The following is a 21,995-nucleotide window of genomic DNA, read 5'->3' as shown; positions in this document are numbered from 1 at the left end:
GGTGCACATGATGTCTGGACACTGTGAGTGCTTTTGGGGAATCCGGGCGGACATCAAGGCGGTCTCCTGTCTCGGCCCGGGAGCAGGGCGTACGGCGGACAACCGCGGCACCCGCTCATCGGTCGCGACGCATCGCCCATTCGGCGATCATGGCGAGATCGTCACGCGCTGCCTGCTGCGGCCCGGCACGATCAAGGCATGCCAGAGCCAGTGTGATCTGGCGCCGGCCCTCCGCCTCCACCGCCGCCCGACCCCCCGCCGCCTCGATCAGGGCGGTCATCAGGGTGCGTTCTTCCTGGCCGGGGGGGCTCCGCCCGGCGGTACAGCGCGGCGAGACGCCGGCCCGCCTCGCCCGCACCAGCCAGCGCCATGATCACCGGCAGCGTCTTCTTGCGTGCGGCGATGTCCGCCCCCACGGGCTTGCCCGTCCGGTCCGGTCGCCCCCAGATGCCCAGGCTGTCGTCGGCGCACTGGAACGCCACGCCGAGGTGGCGTCCGAAGCGGCCGAGCTCCCGCGCCCGTCCCGGTGACGAGCCCCCCCCAGCAGAGCGCCGAGCATGCACGCGCCGCCGAGCAGAGCACCGGTCTTGAGCTCGGCCATCGAGTGATACTCCGCCGCGGTGACGCCGTCTCGGGCCTCGAAGGCGAGGTCATCGCTCTGTCCGCGCATGAGATCCGCCATGGTGGCGATCAGCACGTCGGTCAGGGCCGGGTTCCCCGTGCCGGCCAGTACCTGAAGCGCGAGAACCTGCAGCGCGTCCCCGGCGAGCACCGCTGCCCCGATGCCGAAGCGCACCCACGCCGCCGACCGGTGCCTGCGCATCCGATCCGCATCCATCACGTCGTCATGCAGCAGTGAGAAGTTGTGCACCAGCTCCACCGCTACGGCCCCGGGGACCGCGCACCGCACATCCCCGCCCACGGCGCGCGCCGCGCCCAGCACCAGTGCCGAGCGCAGCGCCTTGCCTTCCCCCCCGGACGCGACCCCATCCGTCCCCGGCTCATCCGCCCATCCGAAGTGGTACTCGGCCACGCGGCGCTCCGGATCCGGCAGCTCCGCGACCGCTTGGCGCAGCGCCGGCCGCACCAACGCCTCCGCCTCCGCAAGCGACCGCAGGGGTGACTCAACCGTGCCGGCCCGCGTTCCGGACCTGACCGCATCAGGTGAGTCAGCCGGTCGGTGGGAGAACGCTCCGGTCAGAGATCTTTTCGGCAATGCACCGCTCAGCTCACTCGGCATCGGAATTCTCCTTCAGGAGTAGCTCCGCCCGAAATGCGGAAGCAGGCGATCCGGACTCGGCCAGCGTGGCCCGTCACCCTTGTGAATCGCGCAAAGCCCACCTGTCGCCGCCCGAGCCTCCGTAATTCTTTCTTGAGGGCCGTCAAACGCGGCGTCAGGTCGTTCAGGGCGAACTTGACCCCATCACAAGTCAGTCCGTAGCAGCCACAAACGGACGACAAGGCCGGAACGCACCCTGGTCCTAGCAGAATCCGAGGCATCAATGAGACCCATATATAGCTTGACAATCCTGCCCGCACCAATAGTCGCGAGGAGTTTTCATGACCATCACAACCCCGTTGCGCATTGACCTGCCGCCCGCCTATTGCCCGATCCCCCGAAGATCAATGACAACTTCGAAGAGTGCAGGCGCCGCGGCCTGAACTGGATCGGGGAAAACGGATTCTGCCCCGATGACGCCGCCCGGCTCCGGGTCGCGGGAACCGACTCGGCGGAGTGGTGCGCCCAGGCCATGCCCCACGCCAGTCCTGAGCGCCTGCAGGTCGCCACGGACTGGACCTACCTGATGTTCGTCTTCGACGACCTGTTCTGCGACACGGGCGAGAGCAGCACGAACACTGACGCCTTCGTCGCCGCCGCCGCCCGCATCATGCACCTGTTCGAAGCCCCCGACGGCGCGACCACGGACCCGGCCAACCCCTTCACCGCCCCCATCCGCGATCTCGCCCTGCGCGTCCGGCGCTGCGCGACCCCGGCCCAGGTCCGGCGCTGGATAGAAGGGCACCGCACATGGCTGCTCGGCGTGGCGTGGCAGATCGCCGCCCAGTCGTCCGGGACCCCACTGAGCCTCAACGACTACACGGTCATGCGCCTGGGCACCTGCGCCGGCCTCCCCTTCGCCGCGATGATGGAAGAGGAGGAGGTGCCCGCCGGCGAACTGAACAGCCCGAAGGTGCGCGCGCTCACCGAGGCCGCGTGCCTCACCGCCGGCCGGGACAACGACCTGGCCTCGTACGGCAAAGAGTTCTGGTACGCGCAACAGACCCCTGATACCCGGCCGGGCATCGCCACCAACCTCGTCGACGTGCTCATGGATCTGTACGGCCACACCCGCGACCAGGCCCTGGAAGAAGCCACCCGGCTGCGCGACCACACGACGCACCTGTTCATCCGGCTGCGCGAGCAGGTGCTGCCCACCGCCGGCGCCCCGCTGCGCCACTACGTCAACGCCCTGGGCACCTGCATCCGTGCCACCATCGACATCGGGCTCACCACCGCGCGCTACACCAACCCCCCCCCGGCGCGATCCACATCACCTCAAGCCTGACCGACACACCACCGATCGCGGCGGCGAACCCCCTCCCCATCCCGGCGATCACCTGGTGGTGGGACCTGCTCGACCGCGGCACGGTTTAGGGCCTTCCTTAAACTGACCAGACCACGCAAGTAGAACATCAGACACCAGAGGGGTTGGTTGCCCAGATTTCGGACGGCTGGATATCTTCATCGCGACCTGCTTGCTGAGATCGTAGGTGGTTGGGGTGGAGTTTCGGGTTCTGGGCGCCGTGGAGGCCTACGACGACGACGGAGTCCGACTCGGCCTCGGCGGCCCGCGCCCCAGCGCCGTGCTGGCCCGGCTGCTGCTCGCGGCCGGGGCGGTGGTGTCCGCGGACACGCTGATCGACGACCTGTACGGCGCGTCGCCGCCGCCCAGTGCCCTGTCCAGTCTGCAGTCGTATGTGTCGAACCTACGCCGGCTCCTGGAGCCCGGCCGCACCCCCCGCACCCCGCCCCGGCTGCTCATCGGCCGGCCTCCCGGCTACCTGCTGGCCACCCGGAACGTCGACGCGATCCGGTTCACCGACCTCGTCGCCGGCGCGGAGTCCGCTCCACCCGGCAAGGCGCTGGCCACCCTGAACGAGGCGCTGCGGCTGTGGCTCGGCGAGCCGTACGGCCCGTTCCGCGACGAGGCCTGGGCCGTCACGGACGCCGGCCGCCTGCGGGAGCTGCGCCTGGTCGCGATCGAGCGGCGCGCTCAGGCCCTGCTGGACCTCGACCGCCCGCAAGCGGTGATCATCGACCTGGAGGCCGAGACGGCCGCCAACCCGTTGCGCGAACGGCTGTGGTGCCTGCTGGCCCTGGCGCTGTACCGCACCGGGCGCCAGGCCGACGCGCTCGCCGTGCTCCGCCGGGCCGGAGGCCTGCTCACCGAGCAGCTCGGCCTCGATCCCGGCCCGGAGCTGCGGGCGCTGGAGGACGACATCCTGCGGCACTCCGACTCGCTGGCGGCCCCTCCTCCGGCCACCCCCGCGGCACCGGCCCTCATCCCACAGTCGCCGCCGCGGCTCCTGGTCGGCCGGGAGCGGCAGCTGGCGGAGCTGACGGCGCTGCCGGCACGCGCGGGCCGTGACGGCGTGACCGTCGCGGCGGTGAGCGGTGAGCCGGGCATCGGTAAGACCAGCCTGCTGGAGGCGTTCCGCGACCACTGCGCCGACCTCGGTTACCTGACGCTGTGGGGCGGCTGCCACAACGTGGAGGGAGCCCCGGCCCTGTGGCCGTGGCTGCAGGTGCTGCGGGCACTGGACGGGGTCTGGCCGCCGCCGGAGCGCCGGGCGCTGGACGGAGTCCTCAACGACGAGATGCCCGGCGACTCCACCGCGGCGGCGCTGCTCCACCGCAACCAGGTCGTCGCCGGCTGGCTCGCCGCGACCGCGCGCGCCCAGCCACTGGTCATCGTCCTGGACGACCTGCACTGGGCCGACCCGGCCTCACTGGAACTGCTCCGGGACATCGCCATACTGATGGGCGGCGAGGCGGCGGACGCCCCGCTGACGCTGGTCACCGCGTTCCGGGAGACGGCCTTCCACGAGACGGCGATCCACGGCACGGCGTCCCCCGGCGGCTCGCTCCGTCTCACTTTGGACGATCTGCTGGGCCAGCTCGCCCGGCACAACCTGCTCCGTATCCGGCTGACCGGCCTGGAGGTGGACGACGTGCGGGCGATCGCCTCGGCCATGGGCGCCGAGATGGACGACTCCTCCGCCGGGCACCTGTCCGAGCGGACCGGTGGCAACCCCTTCTTCGTCCGGGAAAGCGCCCGGCTGCTGGCCCAGGGACGGGACCTGGAGGCGATTCCCGAGGCGGTCGCCGACCTGATCCGCTGGTGGCTGGGCAGGCTGGGCGCGCGGGCCGGTGAGATTCTGGGGGTCGCCGCGCTGATCGGCCGCACCTTCGACCCGCACGTGGTCGCCGAGGTGTGCGAGACCTCCGCGACCGGGCGGGTGGAGGTCTACGGCACGCTGGACCGGGCCGCCCAGGCCGGGCTGGTCGTCCCCGCAGGGGGCTCCATGGCCTTCGCCCACGACCTGGTCCGGGAGGCCATCGTCCACGGCATCCCGCCGCTGCGGACGGCGATGATCCACCAGGCGATCATGACCGCCCTGTCCGGCCGGCCGGGGGTGGACGTCACCGTCATCGCCCATCACGCGGTCGAGGCGGGCCCGGCCGCGTACGCCGAGGCCGCGCGCTGGGCGGGCGCCGCCGCGGAGCAGGCCGGCTCGCGGATGGCCTATGAGGAGGGCGCCGCCTGGTGGGGCCGGGCGGTGGCCGCGCACAGCGCCTGTGGGGGCGGCCCGGCCGAGTACGTGGAGCTGCTGCTGCGGCAGGTCCGCGCGCTGCTGGAGGCGGGAGACGCGATCGGCGCGCGGCAGGCCCGCGCGGAGGCGATCCGCGCCGCCGAGCGGGCCGGCGCGGGCCCGGGCCTGACCGCCCGGGTGCTCACCGCGCTGGACGCCCCGGCGATCTGGACGCTGCGTGATCCCTACGCCACGGTGGAGCTGCGGCTGCTGGAGCGGTTCGAGGACGCGCTGCGGACGCTGCCCGATGGTCGCGAGCACGAGCGGGCCCTGCTCCTGGGCGGATTGGCCCAGGAGCTGTACGGGACCGGCGACCCGCGCGCGCACGTCTTCTCCGCGCAGGCCGTCGCGATGGCCCGCCGGCTGGGTGATCCGTACCTGCTGATGCGGGCGTTGAACGCCCGGCACCTGTCGTTGCCGCAGCCGTTGCACATCCCCGAGCTGCTGGAGCTCGCCGGGGAACTGCACGAGCTGGCGCTGCGCACGCGGACGCCGGGATTCGAGCTGCTGGCCCAGATGATGTTCACCCACCACCGGCTGGAGCTGTTCGACCTGGCCGGCGCGGACGCGGCCGCCGCCCGTTGTGACGCGATGCTGGAGCGGCTGTCCCTGCCATGGCCGCGCTTCCAGCACACCGTCTGGCGGACCAACCGGCTCGTCCTGGCCGGGCGGTTCGACGACGCCGAGATCCTGTACGGCGAGGCCGAACGCCAGGCCGCCCGGATCGGCTACTGGTACGCGGGCGCGGTGACAGCGATCGGGCGGTTGATATCGCACTACCACCGGGGCACCGTGGCAGAGGCGGGGCCGCTGATCGACACGATCACCGGCATCCATCCCAGTGCGGATCACGATGCCCGGGTGCTGCAGCTGTGCGCGCAGGACCGCGTGGAGGAGGCCCGGGCCCTGGCCGCGGACGGCTGGCCCGCGCCGCCGCTGGACTTCTCGTGGCTCTCCACGACCTGCCTGCAGGGCGCAGCGCAGGCCGCGGTCGGCGACGTGCCGGCCTGCCAGGTGAGTTACTCGGCGCTGCTGCCGTACTCCGGGCGGATCTCCGCGGTCTCGGCGGCGATCTGCATGGGACCCGTCGACTGGTATCTGGCCCTGCTCGCCACCGCCCTGGGCGACCACGACGCCGCCTCCCGGCACCTCGGGACCCTGGCCCGGCTGGCGGATCAGAACGGGCTGACGTGGTGGCGGGACCGAGCGACGGCCGGCACGCTACGTGAGGTCTCCCCCGGCGGGCGGCCCTGCGAGGAACCGGGCCCCGGCCCGGACCCGCGCCCCGGTGAACCGGAGGGGCAGATCCTTGGGCAACGCCCCACGCTCACACCGCGGGTGGCCGTCCCCGTCTCGCAGGAGGCCCTGAAGACCCGTCTCATCGGCCGCGACGCCGAGTCGGAGGTGCTCCGACGGGCCGTCGTGGCGGACGGGCACCGGATCGTGCTCGTGGCCGGAGAGCCGGGCATCGGCAAGACGAGCCTTGTGGAGGACGCGGCCAGGCACGCCTCCCGGGTCGTGTCCGGGCGCTGCTGGGACGGCACGGGCGCGCCGCCGTTCTGGCTCTGGGTCCAGATCGCCGGGCAACTCACCGGGCGGCAGGGGGAACTGGCGGAGATGGTGGGGGCGACGGGGGAGTTCGCACTCTACGACGCGTTCGTCCGGCTCGTTGCCGAAAGCGGCCGGGTTCTGGTGGTCATCGACGACCTCCAGTGGGCCGATGCCTCCTCCCTGCGTCTGCTGGAGTTCCTTGCCACCAGTCGGTCGTGTCCACAGCTGACGGTGATCGCCACCTACCGTGACACCGAGGTGGGTGCGCCGCTCGCCCGCGCCCTCGCCGCGCTCGCACGGCTCCCGCACGTCGAGCGGATCGTGCTGGGAGGCCTGGACGAGGACGCCATCGCCGAGTACCTGCGCGGGGCGGGCGCGGACGCCACCAGGGCGGCGGAGGTGGCCAGGCTGACGGGCGGCAACCCTTTCTTCCTCGGCGAGGTCGTCCATCTGGGGGACGGGGCGCCCGGCGCGGTCGCCGACACGCTGCGCGGTCGGATGGCGGCCATGCCGGCGAGCGCTCCCGACGTGCTGTCGGCGGCGGCGCTGCTCGGCCGCGACGCGCAGCTCGACGTGCTGCTCGACGTGGTGGGCGTGCCGCGCGAGGAGGTGCTCGACGTGCTCGATGCGGCCGTGCAGGCGCGGCTGCTGACCGAGCATGACCTTGTCTACCGCTTCGCTCACGACATCGTCGGGGACGTGCTGCGCGACGGACTCGCCCCACTGCGCAGGCGCCGCCTGCACGCACGGATCGCAGCCGCGCTCGAGCGGCGGGGCACGCACCTGGCGGAGCTCGCGTACCACTACCGCGAGGGCCTGGTCATCGCAGGGATGGCGGTCAAGGCCATAGAGTACGCCAGGCAGGCGGCCGCTCATGCCCTGACCCAGTTCGCCTACGAGGACGCGGCCGAGCACCTGCGGCAGGCCCTGGCGCTCACCGCGCGGCTTCCCGTGGCCGACCAGCCGCTCCGGTGCGATCTGCTGCTGGAACTGGCCGAGGCCCAGTCGGCGGCCGGGATGAGCACACAGGTCCATGCCGTGCTGGAGGAGGCCGCCGAGATCGCGGAGGCGCTTGGCGACGACGAGCGACTCGCCCGTGCAGTCCTCGGGTTCTCCGATCCGCTCGCCTGGGCGATGTACGAGGAGTGGGCCGAGGGGGGCGCCCTCGTCGGGCGGATCGAGCGGGCCCTGCGGGCCCACCAGGGCGACGACTCACCGTGGCGGTCCCAGCTCCTCGCGGCTTCCGCCTTCACAGGCTACTTCTCCCGTCCCGTGGAGGAGAGCCGCGCGCTCGCGGCCGAGGCCGTACGGCACGCGCGCGGGCGGGGGGACGACAGGTCGCTGCTGCGGGGGCTGAGCGCCTACGAGATCCTGTCGCGCGGGGTCGCGACGCACGCCGATCGGCAGGCGACGATCGACGAGATGGCCGAGGTGGCCCGCCGGACGGGTGACCTGGTCGGCGAGTGGCTGGCGCGGGAGGCCGAGTACTTCGAGCTCGTCAAGCAGGGCGAGACGGGCCTCGCCGATCCGCTCCTGGAGTGGTTGTCGGAGACGGCCCGGCGGATCAGGCAGCCGGCCCTGCTCAGCCTCACCGCGTGGCTGTCCGCCATCCGCGCGTACCTGGGTGGCGACCTCGACCGGGCGCTCGCCGAGGCGGAGGAGTCCGCGCGGATCCATCCCGAGGGGGCGCTGGGCCGCGATGACGCAGTGGTCCGGGCCCAGGTGTTCCGCTGCGTCGTCTCGCGTCTGCGGGGCGACGCCGAGGGGGCGCTGTCCATCGCCGAGCGGGCCCTGGAGCGCCAGCCGGACCAGGCCGGGTGGCGGGTGCTGCGCTGCGCCGCCCTGCTTGACCTCGGCAGGCGCGACGAGGCGACGGAGATCTTCGCCGGGCTGGCACGGGACGGCTTCGCGCACATCGAGGGCGACCTGGCGTACCGGTTCATCCCCGACCTGCTCAGCGAGGCCTGCTTCCGGCTGGCCTCGCAGAGCACGGCGCCGCCGGGAGAGACCGCTGAGGCCGTCGCAGAGGCTGCGGCGGCCGCGGCCCAGGCGGCGGCGCTGTACGCCCGGCTCGTTGTGAACGAGGGCCGGTTGCTCGGATGGTCGGTTACCGACCTGTGCCTTGGCCGCCTGGCGCTTGCCCGCGGCGACCGCGCGGCGGCCGGCTCCCACCTCCGGTCGGCACTCAACTTTGTACGCAGGTCGGAGGCCATCCTCTATGAGCGGCCGATTCTCGACCTGCTTGCCCGGACCGGCTGAGCGCAAAGCCTGTGCCGAGTTCCCGGGGGCGCCCGGCCCGCCCGCGTAGTCGGTGGTCTGTCAGGGCGGGGCGTGGAGGCTGAGGGGTCGTCCCGCGTTCTGTCGGAGTTGTCAGGCGGCGACCGGACGTCCGGGTCCGCCGGGCCCGGCGTCAGCCGAGCGGCACGCTCCACACCAGCCGGGTGCCGCCCTGCGGCGGCGCGTCGACCGTGAGATGGCCGCCCAGGCGTTCGGCCCGTTCCTGGAGGTTGCGCAGCCCGCTGCGCCGGCCGTCCGCGGGCACCCCGACGCCGTCGTCGGCCACGACCAGGACGAGCCGCTCGTCGCTCACCTCGGCCGACACCTCCACCTTGGACGCCCTGGCGTGGCGCACGACGTTGGACAGCGCCTCGCGCAGCACGGCCAGCAGTTGCTCGGCGATCTCCGCGGGCACCCCGCCGTCGAGGCGGCCGTCCATGGTCAGTCCCGGCATGAAGCCCAGGTGACCGCGTGCGCCCTCCACCAGCTCCACGATCCGCGCGCGCAGGCCCGCCGCGCCGCTCTCCCGGGGGGACTGCAGGGCGAAGATGGTCGAGCGGATCTGCCGGATGGTGCCGTCCAGCTCGTCGATGGCGTTCTGCAGCCGCGTCGAGGCCTCGGGCCGCTCGACCAGCCGCACCGTGCTCATCAGCGTCATGGCGACGGCGAACAGCCGCTGGATCACCACGTCGTGCAAGTCCTTGGCGATCCGGTCGCGGTCCTCCAGCAGCCCCAGCCGCTCGGCGTCCATCCGTCTCTCGGCCAGCTCCAGGGCGATCGCGGCCTGTCCGGCGAAGGAGTACAGCATGCGCAGCTCGTCCTGGCTGAACGGGATGCGGCCCGAGTGCTTGCCCAGCGACAGCACGCCGTGCACGGTGTGCGCCTCGCCGATCGGCACGGCGGCCACCGGGCCGAGCGAGCCGTACTCGGCGATCGCGACCGGGACCTCGGCCTCGGCGGGGTCGGTGACCATGAGCGGCTCGCCGCTGGCGAAGGCCCGGCCCGCCAGGGAGTCGGCCACCGGCACCCGGGCATGGGCCACCTGCTCGCGGGCCGGCCCGTCAGTGATGACCACCTGGAGGTCGTGCCCGGACTCGTCGGGCAGCAGGACCGCCACGACGTCGGCGTCGGCCATCTGCCGCGCCCGGCGCGCTATCAGCGTGAGCACCTCCCGTGGCTCGGCCCCCGACAGCAGGCTGGTGGTGACCTCCGCCGAGGCCTGCAACCACCGCTCACGCCGCAGGCTGTCGGCATACAGCCGGGCGTTCTCGATGGCCACCCCGGCGGCGGTGGCCAGCGCGGTGACGATCGCCTCGTCCTCGGCGTCGAACTCCCCTCCCCCGCGCTTCTCGGTGAGGTAGAGGTTGCCGAACACCTCCTCGCGCACCCGGATCGGCACGCCCAGGAACGAGCCCATCGGCGGGTGGCCGGGCGGGAATCCGTACGATTCGGGGTGGTCGCTGATGTGGGCCAGCCGGAGCGGCTGCGGCTCCTTGATCAGCAGGCCGAGCAGGCCGAGGCCGTGCGGCCAGTGCTCGATCCTGGCGATCTCCTCGTCCGTCAGCCCCACCGGGACGAACTGGACGAGCGTGTTCTCCTCACCGATCACGCCCAGGGCGCCGTAGGTGGCGTCGACCAGCGTGGTGGCGGTCTCCACGATCCGGCGCAGCACCGTCTCCAGGTCCAGGTCACTGCCCACCGACACGACCGCGTTCAGCAGCGCGTGCACCCGGTCCCGGGTGGCCAGCACGGCCTCCAGTCGCACCTGCAGCTCCGACAGGAGCTCGTCCAGCCGCATGTGCGGAATCAACGCCCCGGGATCGATATCCGCCATACGTAGAGTTTGGCATTCCGGACGGGTGAATGCCCACTTCGGCGGGGTGAGGAGGGTCACGCGTCTTTCCGGCCGCGACACCTCGGCGTAACACCGGGGCATGTCTTGTGCCTCCCCCGCCTCCCCGCCCCCGCCCGGCCGGGTCTCCGGCGGCGGCGGGCGGGCGCCGGGTCAGGGGGTCACGGCAGCAGCCGGTAGAAGCGCCAGAACCCGAAGTCGCTGATCGGCAGGATCTCCACGTCGCCGAAGCCCGCCTCGGCCGCGTAACGCCGCAGGGTGTCGGGGCGCATCACCGTGCCGGTCCCGGCCGAGGGCTGGTGGGACATGCCGTCGGGCAGGCAGATGAGCAGGCTGAAGCCGTACAGCAGCCGCTCGGTGTCGTCGGCGGGCGCGGCGAAGGAGGGCGCGGTGGCCTCGTCCATGACGACGACCGTCCCCCCGGGCCGCAGGGCCCGCCGTATCTCGGTGAGCGTCTCCACCGGCCGGGGCATGTCGTGGAGGCACTCGAAGGCGAAGACCGCGTCGTAGCCGTCTCCGGCGGGCGTGAGCGCGCCCGCGTCGCCGTGGCGGAAGGCGACGCCGACCCCGGCCTCACCGGCGTTGCGTACGGCCAGCTCGACCGAGGGGCCGTCGATGTCGATCCCCTCGACGACCGCCTGCGGGTAGGCCCGGGCCAGGGCGATGGTGGACCAGCCGCCGCCGCAGCCGACGTCGGCGATGCGGGCGCCGGGCCGGCGCAGCAGCGCGTCGAGGTCGGGCACCCCGGCGAGGGCGCCGGGGAGCGCGTGCTCGAACCAGGGCCGGTTCATATCGGCCTGGGACTCCCGCATGTCCGGCCCGAAGGCGGCCCAGCCGACGCCGCCGCCGGCGCGGTACGCCTCCAGCAGGGCGGGCGTCTGCGCGGCGGCCCCGGCGATCATCCGGGCCAGCGGCGCGAGGTAGGCGAGGCTGGACTCGTCGGTCAGCACCTCCGCCGGGCCCGCCGGCAGGGAGAAGCGGCCGTCTTCGCCGACCGTCAGGATGCCGCAGGCGGCCTGCTGCTCCAGCCACTCCCGGGCGTATCGCTCGTGACCGCCGGCGCGGGCGACCAGCTCCGCGGCGGTGGCCGGGCCGTGCCCGGCCAGTGCCCGGTACCAGCCCAGCCGGTCCCCCAGATGCACCGAGAGCACCTCGATGGCGCCCAGCGCGGACCGCAGCAGGCGGTCGGCGAACTCCTCCGTCGTCTGCGTCGTCATGCTGTCCCCTTCCGTCGCCGTCCGGCACCGGCGACGTGGAGATCGGCCGGCGATCCGCTGTCACGACGCCTGATCACGACCGCTCCGGCCCGGCCTCCCGACCCGATCGGACAACAGCGATGGAGGTAATAAGGTTTACGGCCTATGTTCAGGAACGTAAAGCGTTGTGACCTTAAATCCGTTGTGTGGGTTCTTGCCCTGAGTATTTCAGCTTCGCTGCTGGTCGGGAGCAGTGCCTTGCTGAGTGGTCACTTCGCGCCGGACCCCGGCGGGACCGCGGCGGACCCCAACCGGTCCGCACCGCCGGCGGCCCCCCTGCCCGAGGTCTCGGTGACGCCCACCCCGCCGCCGGAGCCGTCGGCGTCACCGGCGCCCGAGCAGACGTTCCTGCTGGCCAACGGGCGGCGGCAGCCGCCGAGGATGACGGTGCCGGGGTCGGCCGGCGGCCGCTACGCCGTCGTCCCCGGCGGCGCCCGCCCTCCCGCGGGCCGCACGGGCAAGGTGATCCGGTACATGGTCGAGGTCGAGCACGGCCTGCCGTTCGACGCGCACGAGTTCGCCGGCGAGGTGCACCGGATCCTCAACGACCGGCGGAGCTGGGGGTTCCGGTTCCAGCGGGTGGAGCGCGGCCCGGTGAAGATCAGGGTGTCGCTGTCCAGCCCCGCGATGACCGACCGGCGGTGCCGGCCGCTGATCACCATGGGCATGCTGTCGTGCTGGAACGGCGGGCGGGCGGTCATCAACGCGGTGCGGTGGAACAGCGGCGTGCGCGGTTACGGCCGCGACGTCGCCTCCTACCGCGAATACGTCATCAACCACGAGGTCGGCCACGGTCTCGGCCACGGCCACGAGCCCTGCCCGGGGCCGGGCCGGCGGGCCCCGGTCATGCTCCAGCAGACCAAGTCGCTGTACGGCTGCCGCCCCAACGCCTGGCCGTCGCCCCGGCGCTGAGGGGCTCAGCCCGCGACGGCGGACCGCCTGGCGCAGTGGGCCCGCAGCTCGCCGATCAGCTCCCGGACGGCGACCGAGTTCGCCGTCTCGGAGGTGGTGACGTAGCCCACGCGCCGGACCGTCCGGGCTACCGTACGGCTTGCGGAACCGACGAGAGGAACCCTTGATGACATCCGACGGTGACTACGGAGTGCCCGGCTCGCTGGCGAAGGTGCTCGCCGACGTCGCCGCCGAGCGGGTGGCCCAGGACGCCATGTGGGGCATCCAGGACCTCGCCGACGGCACCGGCCGGGAGGGCGAGGCGGCGGCCGAGAAGGCCAAGGAGGACGTCGCCGCCGCGGCCCGCGAGGGCCGGCTCACCTGGCGGCACATCCTCCAGGAGGAGGTGCTCGAAGCCTTCGCCGAGACCGACCCGGACGCCCTGCGCACCGAGCTGGTCCAGGTGGCGGCCGTCGCCGCCAAGTGGGCCCAGGCGCTCGACCGGCGCGGAGGGCCCCTCCCCCACCAGGTGAGGAAGACCCGCTTCCGCGTCATCGTCGACGTCCACGTCGTCTTCGCCCGCGACGGCGCCGTGCTCCTCGGCCGCCGGTCCGGCACCGGATACGCCGACGGCCTGTGGCACCTGCCCAGCGGCCACCTGGAGGAGGGCGAGTCCGCGGTGGCCGCCGCGGCCCGCGAGGCCCGCGAGGAGGTGGGCGTCACCGTCGAGCCGGACGACCTTGTCTTCGTCCACGCCATGCACCGGGCGCCCGAACGGGTCGGGCTCTTCTTCGCCGCCGCCCGCTGGAGCGGCGAGCCGTACAACGCCGAACCCGACAGGTGCAGCGAGATCGCCTGGCACCCTCTGGAGGCGATCCCCGAGGACACCGTCGACTATCCGGCGGCGGCCCTGCGCGCCGTCGCGGCCGGCCGGCCCTTCGCCCTGCACGAGTGGGACTGAGCGCGGCCGGGCCGGGACCGGCGGGACACGGCAGAGGACGCCTCCACCCGTACGGCGGGTGGAGGCGTCCCGTTCCGGGGATGCCCGCGGGCGCGCGGGGCGTCCAGGCGTCCGGGACGCGCAGGACACCGGAAGCTCAGTCCCCAAGGGCGTTTTGAGGAGGCGGGAGGTTCAGGGCGGAGGGGCCGGGGGGCGGCCCCTCCGGGCCAGGCGGCGAGGGAGTCCGCGAGTGGGGATGTCCGCGTCAGGCGGCGAGGGGGTCCGCGTGCGGAGGCGTGCGTCGGGCGGTGAGGGGGGCCGCGTGCGGGGCGTCTGTCAGGGAGTGAGGTTGACGTAGTAGCGGGAGTAGCCGTTCATGTCGACCAGGCGGGTGCCGACGGTCCTGGCCGCGGTGCTGCCGATGTTGAGGCAGGAGTCGAACGCGGTCTGGTAGACGTAGATCGGGCCGTAGGGGCCGGTCCAGACGGCCCCGTTGGCGGCCTCGGCGTAGAACGCGGCGTAGCGGTTGTTGGTGTTGAGCACGTGGGCCTCGCCGCCCGGGTCGATCGCCCACCAGCCCCGGGTGCCCCACTGGCCGTAGTCACGGCAGCCGTCGGGGCTGTAGAACATGATCGCGACCCACACCTTGGAGGTGTAGCGGTTACGGAAGTGCAGCTCCATGCTCTACTCCTCCGGTTCCGTGAACCGCTGGGCCAGCGGCCTGTCGTCGATCGCCTGGTCGGCCAGGGGCGGCAGGTGATCGTCGGCCCCCGCGGCGACGGCGATCCGATCCGCCGTCCCCACGCGCGCGCTCACCTCGCCCGTATCGGCCGCTGTGGTGTCCGCGAACGCCACCCGTGGATCGGGCAGACGCTCGGTGCCGTTGTCCGGCATGTGGCTCAACTCCATTCTTTGAACGCGTTGAGTGACTGACCAGAAACCTACAGTAACAGTCAAGGCGTGTAAAGAGTCGAGTAAAGCCGGCGCGGACGCGGAAGGGGCACCGCCCGGTCGAGCGCCGGACGGGCCGCGGTCGCCTCGGTCACAGGACGGCCACGGCCGCTCCGCCATGGGGCGGAGGGCCGTGGCGGGGCCCGCGCCCCCGAGCAGGGCGCGGGCCGTGGTCGTGAGTCAGAGCCGCGTGATCCGCACGGCGTCGGCGATGACGTAGCCGACACCGGAGGTCCAGCGGCTCACGCCGACGACGTTGTAGTCACCGGCGTTGAGCGAGAAGGTGCCGATGTTGCGCCAGCCTCCGCCACCGGAGCGCTGGTCGACGTAGACCGTCTGGTTGCCGCCGGAGGTGGCGACGATGTACGGCGCGGAGCTGTTGTAGCCGGGGTCGGCCGGGTACCAGGCCTCCACGCGGTAGGTGCCCGCGCTGGGGATGGCCGCCCGGTACCAGGCCGGGTCGCTGGCCGCCACCGGGTCGGCGAAGCGGTAGTCCGTGCCGTACCGCTGGCCGGAGTAGGTGGAGGTGCCCCAGTTCGCGCTGGCCGTGAACTTGCCCGCGGTGGTGTTGTCGACGGTGACGGACCAGGAGGTGCCGCCTCCGCCGGTCACGTACTGCATGTACTTGTTCCAGTCCCAGTACTGGCCCGGGTCGGTGTGGGTGGCGCCCGGCACCTGGTTGTGCCCGATGATGTGGGTGCGGTCCTTGGGGATGCCGTACTTGTCGCAGATGGAACGGGTCAGCGCCGCCGAGGCGCGGTACATCGCGTCGGTGAACCAGGAGGCGTCGCTGACGTAGCCCTCGTGCTCGATCCCGATGGACCTGGTGTTGTAGCTCCAGTTCCCGGCGTGCCAGGCGACGTCCTTGTCGCGCACCATCTGCGTGACGGCGCCGTCGGAGGAGCGGACGACGTAGTGCGCCGAGACGCTCGCACTGGGGTTCTGGAACCAGGAGATCGTGCCGGCGTAGGAGCCCTGGGTCACGTGGATGACGACCCGGTCGATCGCGTAGCTCGACGGACGGCTGGAGGCGGTGTAGTTGGAGGAGCTGGCGGCCACCCAGCTCGCGTTGGGGTAGTCGGGGCTGGCAGCCTGGGCGCTCAGGTCGCGGGCCTGGGCGTAGGCGCCCCGGTCGGCCTGCACCTCCTGCGGGGCGACCTGCACCCCGGCCGCCTGGATGCCCCTGCCGAGCAGGTCGTAGACGGCGTCGGCGTACAGCCGGGCGACCTCGGGGGTCGAGGCGTTGCCGTACTCGGCCACGGCCTGGTACCACCGCCCGGCGTCCTTGCGGGCGGCCTCGTCGAGTCCGAGCCCGTCGGCGAGGGAGCGCAGCACCGCGGCGCCGCCGAGGACGTTGGCCGCCTCGTCCGTGCGCAGCTTCTTGACCGCTTCGCCGGTGAGCTCGGCCGCCTTCTCCAGGGTGTGGGTGGTCGGGTTGCTGACCAGGTGCATGACCCCGTAGCCGCCGCTCGCGCTCGGCTTGCCGCCGTGCCCGTCGAGGTGGGTCTCGGCGTAGGCGAGCGCGACGAGCAGGTCGCGCGGGACGTCGTAGGCGGCGGCCGCGCGGGCGAACGCGTCGGCCAGGGGGTCGGCCGGAGCGGCGCTCGCCGGGCGGCCGGCGAGGACCAGGAGGGCGGTGAGGAGACAGGTCGTGATGGCGGCTAATCGGGTCCGGGCGAACGTCATGGTCGCTCCTCGATCGGGGGGTGCCAACGGCTGCACAGTAAGGGCGTTTAATGACATATGTCGATAATTGACATTACCGATGAGTTGGATGAAAATTTTCGCCCTCACCTCCGGGCCGGGACGGCGGCCCGGATCCGGCCGGCGTGAAGACTATTGCACTTTTGCCGGAAAGCACTGAAGCTTTCCTTCTGTGACGACGTATCGAGCGGGCTCGACGTGTCGGCCCGTCACCATCGGTCGTATTGCCGCAGCAGCCATCGTCCTCGTTCTCACCGCGCTCACCGGTGCCGTCGCGCCCGTGCCGGCGGCCGGCGCCGCCGCGGCCACCCCCGCGGGCGGTACGGCCGGCACCCTCGCCGCCTGCCCCACCGATCCGGCGACCCCCAAACGCCAGCTCCGCGCGATGTGGATCGCCAGCGTGGCCAACATCGACTGGCCGAGCAGGACCGGCCTGAGCGTGTCGGCGCAGCAGGCCGAGTTCCGCGCCTGGCTGGACCTGGCGGTGCAGAAGAACATGAACGCCGTCGTCGTGCAGGTCAGGCCGACGGCCGACGCGTTCTGGCCCTCGCCCCACGAGCCGTGGTCACAGTGGCTGACCGGCACCCAGGGCGGCGATCCCGGCTACGACCCGCTGGCCTTCATGGTGAGCGAGGCGCACGCCCGCGACATCGAGTTCCACGCGTGGTTCAACCCCTACCGCGTCGCCAACCACGACGACCCCACCCGGCTGGTGGCCGACCACCCGGCGCGGCAGAACCCCGGCTGGCGGTTCGCCTACGGCGGCAAGCTCTACTACAACCCGGGGATCCCCGCGGTCCGCGAGTTCATCGAGGGCGCCGTCATGGACGCCGTCACCCGTTACGACCTCGACGGCGTGCACCTCGACGACTACTTCTACCCCTATCCGGTCAGCGGCGAGACGATCGCGGACGCGTCCACCTACGCCCAGTACGGCGGGGGGTTCGGCAACATCCACGACTGGCGGCGCAACAACGTCAACCTGCTGGTGAAGGAGCTGGACCAGCGGATCCACACGGCCAAGTCCTGGGTCAGGTTCGGCGTCAGCCCGTTCGGCATCTGGCGCAACGCCGCCACCGACCCGCTCGGCTCGCGGACCTCCGGCATGCAGTCCTACGACGCCATCTACGCCGACACCCGGCTGTGGATCAAGCAGGGCTGGGTCGACTACGTCGCGCCGCAGATCTACTGGCACATCGGGTACGCCGTCGCCGACTACAAGGTGCTCACCGCCTGGTGGGCGGAGACGGTCAAGGACACCGGCGTCCAACTGCTCGTCGGGCAGGCCGCCTACCGGGCCGGGGCGGCCGGCCAGGACGCGGCCTGGCAGCAGCCCGGCGAGCTCACCGCGCACCTGAGCTACAACCGCCAGCACCCGGAGGTGGCCGGCGACATCTTCTTCAGCGCCAAGGACGTCCGGGCCGACCGGATCGGCGCCGTCTCCCAGATGGTGGCCGACCACTACTCCAGGCCCGCCCTGATACCGGCCCACGGCACGGCGGCCGCGCCGCCCAGCCCGTCGATCACCTCGGCGGTCCGGACCGGCGGCGGGGTCTCGCTGTCGTGGCAGCGCGGCGGGTCGAGCAGCCCGACCTCCTACGCCGTCTACCGGGTCGGCGGCGCCCAGACGACGGACCCGTGCTTCTTCGCCGACGGCCGCAACCTGCTCAGGACGGTCCGCGGGACGTCCTTCACCGACGCCACCGCCGCGGCCACGGGCACCTACACCTACTACGTGACGGCCATGGACCGGCCGCACCACGAGAGCGCGCCGAGCGCGGGCCAGGTGGTCGCGGCCACCGGCCCGTTCAGCGTCGTCGTCGACAACGCCGACGCCGGCTTCACCGCCGGCTCCGGCTGGGGCACCTCGAGCTTCTCAGCGCAGCGCCACGGCGCCGACTACCGGTTCGCCGACCCCGTCGCGGCGAGCGACCCGGCGTGGTTCCGGGCCCAGATCCCCAGCGCCGGCAGCTACCGGATCGAGGTCTGGTATCCGGCGAACGCCGGCTACAACAGCGCGACGCCGTTCATCGTGGCGGCCGGCGGCGGCAACCAGGTGATCAACGTCGATCAGCGCGCCGGCGGCGGCCAGTGGCGCGTCCTGGGCACCTTCACCCTCTCGGCCGGCACCTACAACGTCGTCGGGGTGAGCCGCTGGACCTCCACCGGAGGTTACGTCATCGCCGACGCCGTCCGCATCACGAAGACCTAGCACTCCAGCGGCACCGCGCCCGTACCGATCAGGCAGGTCTCGCGCCGCGGAACGAGCGCCGGTAGCTGTCAGGCGGGACTCCGACGATCCGCTTGAACTGGCGTCGAAGTGTCGTGGCGGTACCCATGCCGGCGGCGAGGGCGACCGCCTCGATGCTCTCGTCGGTCGCCTCCAGCAGCTCCTGGGCGCGGCGTACGCGCTGGGCCAGGAGCCACTGGATCGGTGTCTGACCTGTCACGGCCTGGAACTGCCGTCCGAGGTTGCGCGGGCTCATGTTCGCCTTCCGCGCCATGTCCGTCACTGTCAGCGGCTGGTCCAGCCGTTGCCGGACCCAGGCGAGCAGGCCTACGAGCACGTGGTCGCCGGTGACCTGCATCGGCGTGGCCACGAACTGGGCCTGGCCGCCGGGCCGGTGCGGCGGCATGACCAGGCGGCGGGCGACCGAGTTGGCGACGGCTGCGCCGTGGTCGAGGTGGATCAGGTGTATGCACAGATCGACGGCGGCGGCCTTCCCCGCGGCGGTGAGCACGCTGCCGTTGTCCGTGTACAGCACGTCCGGGTCCACGACGGCCCGCGGATGGCGGGCACTCAGCTCCGCGGCGTGAGCCCAGTGCGTGGTGGCCCGCCGGCCGTCCAGCAGGCCCGCCGCGCCGAGTGCGAACGCCCCGGTGCAGAGAGAGGCGACCCGGGCACCCGACTCGTGGGCCGCGCGTACGGCTTCGAGCAGTTCCGGCGGCGGCGGATCGTCGATGTCCGCGCACGCGGGCACGATCACGGTGTCGGCGCCGGTCAGGCGCTCCAGCCCGTGGTCCGGCTCGACCGTGAACGGGCCGATCCGCACCGGTCCGGGCCCGCAGAGCAGTACCTCGTACCAGTCTCCCGTGGCTTCGCCCGGGGGTGTGCCGAAGATCTCGTAGGCCACTGCCAGCTCGAAGTGGAGCAGGTGACCGGCGGTCGCCAGCGCGATGGTGTGCATGTCCGAAAGTGTATGGATGATGTCGTTCCGGACTCTCACGGTCACCTTCCCCGTTCGGCCAGAGTGGCTCCTCGAAACATCGAGATCTGGAGAGTCATGAGTGCATTGGATGCAGTGGTGGTCTACGGAGCGACAGGGCACACGGGGCGCTTCGTCGTCGCCGAGCTTCTCCGGCGCGGCTTCGCCCCTGTCGTCTCAGGCCGTGACGCGGCCCGGTTGGAGGCACTGGCCGAGGAATGGGGTGGGGTGACGGTGCGGCCGGCCGCGGTGGACGACCCGGGCTCCCTGGACCGGGCCCTCGCCGGCGCGGCGGCGGTCGTCAACTGCGCCGGACCGTTCGCGGTGACGGCGGGCCCCGTGGTCGAGGCGGCCTTGCGCGCGGGGATCCCGTACGTCGACGTCGCGGCGGAGATCGAGGCGAACGCCTCGACCTTCGCCGACCACGCGGAAGCGGCTCGGAAGGCGGGCGTACCCGTGGTGCCGGCCATGGCTTTCTACGGTGGGCTGGGCGACCTGCTGGTGAGCGCGACCATGGGGAGGTCGACCGCCGCGGACGCGGTGCACATCGCGTACGGGCTGAGCGGCTGGCACCCCACGGCGGGAACCCGGGCGGCGGGTCAGGTGTCCCACCAGCGTCGCTCGGGCCGTCGGGTGCGGTTCAGGGACGGCGCGCTGGAATATCACGACGACAAGGTGTCCGAGCAGGACTGGCTCTTTCCGGAGCCGCTGGGACGACGGACGGTGATCGCGGAGTTCACCATGGCGGATGTCGTCACCGTCCCCAGCCACCTGGCCGTGCCCGAAGTCCGCACCTACATGACCGTCGAGGCCGCGAGGGACCTGGCCGGGGAGGACACGCCGGAGCCGGAGGCGGTCGACGCCCTGGGGCGTTCGGACCAGACCTTCGTCGTCGACGTCGTGGTCTGCGCCGATGGCGCCGAGCGCCGCGCCACGGCCCGTGGCCAGGACATCTACGCGGTCACCGCGCCACTGGCGGTGGAGGCCGTCCGGCGGATCCTGGCGGGGCACACGCGGACGGCGGGCGTGGCCTCGGCCGGCGCCATGTTCGACGCGGCGGACTTCCTGCGGGCGCTGGCTCCGCACCTGTCGGTCGAGCTTCCGCGCTGACCGGGCCGCGGCCTCTGCGCGGGCGTCCGGTCCTGTCCGGTCCCGGGGCTCGGGTGCCACGCCGGGACGGGGCGGGGCCGCCGGTGAGGCGGCGGTCATCGCCGCACATCGCAACTCCTGGTTGCTTTAATATGAGCGCGACAGGCAGGTGCCGGCGATGGAGCAGCCAGGAGGCGCGATGGAACCGGAGTCCCTCCCGGCAGGCCGGGAGCGCCCGATCGGGCGCGGCCCCAAGGTGCGCGCCGCCGTCCTCTCGGCGACGCTCGCCGAGCTGGCCGAGACGGGATACGCCGGCCTGACCGTCGACAACGTCGCGCAGCGGGCCGGCGTCCACAAGACGACGGTCTACCGGCGCTGGAAGGACCGCGAGGCCCTCGTCCTGGACGCGCTGACCGAGCAGGTGGCGGCGGACATCCCCATCCCCGACACCCACGCCGTCGAGACGGACCTGCGCGAGCTGGCGCGTTCGCTCGTCAGGATGCTGACCAGCCCCGCCGACCGGGCCGTCACGATCGCGATGTTCTCGGACGCCGCGCGTGTGCCGGAGATCGGCGACGTCAAGCGCCGCTTCTTCGCCGACCGCTTCCTGCGCGCGGAGCCGGTCGTCACCCGTGCCGTCGAACGCGGCGAGCTGCCTGCCGGCACCGACCCCGCCGAGCTCCTCAAGACCCTCATCGCGCCGATCTACCTCCGGCTGCTGATCACCGCCGAACCCGTCGACGAGACCACCGCCGACCACGCGGCGCAGGTCGCGCTCGCCGCCGCGCGCGCCGGCGCCCTCCACCCCGCGGGACGGGAGCGGCCCTCCCCGGCGGCCGGTCGGAGCCGGTGAGCGGAGCCGGGCACACCGGCACGGGCTCCCCGCGCCCGGGGGCTCACCTCGGCCTGGTGCGGTTGCTCCACTTCGGCCTGCGGAACAGGTCGCGGCGCTCCAGGAGGTAGGCGAGCTTCGAGGCCGTGATCCGGACCGTCTCCTCGTGCCGGTGCCGTTTCTCCGGGACGACGGCGCTCCAGCGTTCGAGCAGGCGGGCCATCTCGTCGGCGACCTCGCCGATCACCCGGTAGCGGGTGCTGAAGGCGTAGAGGTCGCCGTGCACCTCGTTGACCAGGTCCTCGTCGACCCGCCGGGCCAGCGGCCTGATCTTCTTGAGGATGTCGGCGCCCATCGCCGGGGTCACCGGGGCGCGGCGCGCGTCGCCCTCGGGCACCATGATGAGCGCCCGGATCCGCGTGACGGCCAGGGCCCGTTCGGGCTGCGGGGTCGAGGGGTGCTCGGCCAGGTCCAGAAGGCGGCGGAGGGTCTCCTGCGTCCTGTCGTCGAACATGGAAACCCATCCCGCCCCTCGCGCATGCCGTAAAAGTGCGATCACATGCTATTCGAC

16 protein-coding genes are annotated in these 21,995 nt (G+C 72.6%); 7 read left to right on the top strand and 9 right to left on the bottom strand.

The features are described from left to right. Positions 1–191: 191 nt before the first annotated feature. Both J2S55_RS48420 and J2S55_RS35255 read right to left on the bottom strand, forming a co-directional pair. Positions 192–482: a polyprenyl synthetase family protein gene (locus J2S55_RS48420; protein ID WP_370879727.1), complete on the bottom strand. Its 291-nt coding sequence runs from the start codon at positions 480–482 to the stop codon at positions 192–194. Further along, positions 374–1,240, bottom strand: a complete 867-nt coding sequence (locus J2S55_RS35255) for a polyprenyl synthetase family protein (protein ID WP_306869877.1) — start codon at positions 1,238–1,240, stop codon at positions 374–376. Before J2S55_RS35255 ends, J2S55_RS48420 begins: the two co-directional genes overlap by 109 nt. Before the next feature lie 364 nt (positions 1,241–1,604). Between J2S55_RS35255 and J2S55_RS35250 the strand changes: the two genes are divergently transcribed. Then, positions 1,605–2,567 (top strand): terpene synthase family protein, encoded by a 963-nt coding sequence (locus tag J2S55_RS35250; protein WP_306869876.1) that lies wholly within the window; start codon positions 1,605–1,607, stop codon positions 2,565–2,567. A gap of 214 nt (positions 2,568–2,781) precedes the next feature. Further along, positions 2,782–8,685, top strand: coding sequence for an ATP-binding protein (locus tag J2S55_RS35245; protein WP_306869874.1), 5,904 nt, complete (start codon positions 2,782–2,784; stop codon positions 8,683–8,685). 151 nt (positions 8,686–8,836) lie between these two features. On the opposite strand, the gene J2S55_RS35240 is transcribed toward J2S55_RS35245, so the two are convergent. Both J2S55_RS35240 and J2S55_RS35235 read right to left on the bottom strand, forming a co-directional pair. After that, positions 8,837–10,537, bottom strand: a complete 1,701-nt coding sequence (locus tag J2S55_RS35240) for a sensor histidine kinase (protein WP_306869871.1) — start codon at positions 10,535–10,537, stop codon at positions 8,837–8,839. Positions 10,538–10,716: 179 nt separating this feature from the next. Continuing rightward, the gene (locus J2S55_RS35235) at positions 10,717–11,772 is read right to left on the bottom strand and encodes a class I SAM-dependent methyltransferase (RefSeq protein ID WP_306869868.1); all 1,056 of its coding nucleotides are present in this window, start codon (positions 11,770–11,772) and stop codon (positions 10,717–10,719) included. Positions 11,773–12,009: 237 nt separating this feature from the next. Here J2S55_RS35235 and J2S55_RS35230 point away from each other — a divergent pair, with 237 nt between their 5' ends. Together J2S55_RS35230 and J2S55_RS35225 are read left to right on the top strand one after the other, a co-directional pair. Beyond that, positions 12,010–12,723 carry a DUF3152 domain-containing protein gene (locus J2S55_RS35230; protein ID WP_306869867.1) on the top strand — a complete coding sequence of 238 codons (714 nt, stop codon included), beginning with the start codon at positions 12,010–12,012 and terminating at the stop codon, positions 12,721–12,723. A gap of 166 nt (positions 12,724–12,889) precedes the next feature. Beyond that, a complete protein-coding gene (locus J2S55_RS35225; RefSeq protein WP_306869865.1) occupies positions 12,890–13,663 on the top strand; it encodes an NUDIX hydrolase in 774 nt (257 codons plus the stop codon). Between the two features lie 315 nt (positions 13,664–13,978). Here the strand turns inward: J2S55_RS35225 and J2S55_RS35220 are convergent, their stop codons facing one another. The 3 genes from J2S55_RS35220 to J2S55_RS35210 form a co-directional block, all read right to left on the bottom strand. Then, the gene (locus J2S55_RS35220) at positions 13,979–14,323 is read right to left on the bottom strand and encodes a DUF1036 domain-containing protein (protein ID WP_306869863.1); all 345 of its coding nucleotides are present in this window, start codon (positions 14,321–14,323) and stop codon (positions 13,979–13,981) included. Between the two features lie 3 nt (positions 14,324–14,326). Then, a complete protein-coding gene (locus tag J2S55_RS35215; RefSeq protein ID WP_306869862.1) occupies positions 14,327–14,545 on the bottom strand; it encodes a hypothetical protein in 219 nt (72 codons plus the stop codon). 228 nt (positions 14,546–14,773) lie between these two features. Beyond that, on the bottom strand, positions 14,774–16,279 hold the full coding sequence (locus J2S55_RS35210) for a golvesin C-terminal-like domain-containing protein (RefSeq protein ID WP_306869858.1): 1,506 nt from the start codon (positions 16,277–16,279) through the stop codon (positions 14,774–14,776). Positions 16,280–16,469: 190 nt separating this feature from the next. Between J2S55_RS35210 and J2S55_RS35205 the strand changes: the two genes are divergently transcribed. Further along, positions 16,470–18,509 carry a family 10 glycosylhydrolase gene (locus J2S55_RS35205; protein WP_306869856.1) on the top strand — a complete coding sequence of 680 codons (2,040 nt, stop codon included), beginning with the start codon at positions 16,470–16,472 and terminating at the stop codon, positions 18,507–18,509. Between the two features lie 28 nt (positions 18,510–18,537). Here J2S55_RS35205 and J2S55_RS35200 read toward each other — a convergent pair whose 3' ends face one another. Beyond that, positions 18,538–19,485, bottom strand: a complete 948-nt coding sequence (locus J2S55_RS35200) for a helix-turn-helix domain-containing protein (RefSeq protein ID WP_306869854.1) — start codon at positions 19,483–19,485, stop codon at positions 18,538–18,540. Positions 19,486–19,581: 96 nt separating this feature from the next. Between J2S55_RS35200 and J2S55_RS35195 the strand changes: the two genes are divergently transcribed. Beyond that, positions 19,582–20,613, top strand: coding sequence for a saccharopine dehydrogenase family protein (locus tag J2S55_RS35195; protein WP_306869851.1), 1,032 nt, complete (start codon positions 19,582–19,584; stop codon positions 20,611–20,613). A gap of 157 nt (positions 20,614–20,770) precedes the next feature. Further along, a complete protein-coding gene (locus tag J2S55_RS35190; protein WP_306869849.1) occupies positions 20,771–21,445 on the top strand; it encodes a TetR/AcrR family transcriptional regulator in 675 nt (224 codons plus the stop codon). 43 nt (positions 21,446–21,488) lie between these two features. On the opposite strand, the gene J2S55_RS35185 is transcribed toward J2S55_RS35190, so the two are convergent. Continuing rightward, a complete protein-coding gene (locus tag J2S55_RS35185) occupies positions 21,489–21,938 on the bottom strand; it encodes a hypothetical protein (RefSeq protein WP_306869845.1) in 450 nt (149 codons plus the stop codon). Between the last annotated feature and the right edge of the window lie 57 nt (positions 21,939–21,995).

Source organism: Streptosporangium brasiliense (assembly GCF_030811595.1).
Lineage (GTDB): Bacteria > Actinomycetota > Actinomycetes > Streptosporangiales > Streptosporangiaceae > Streptosporangium > Streptosporangium brasiliense.
The sequence above is the reverse complement of the archived record's forward strand: the minus strand, read 5'-3'. Positions and strand labels throughout refer to the sequence as shown.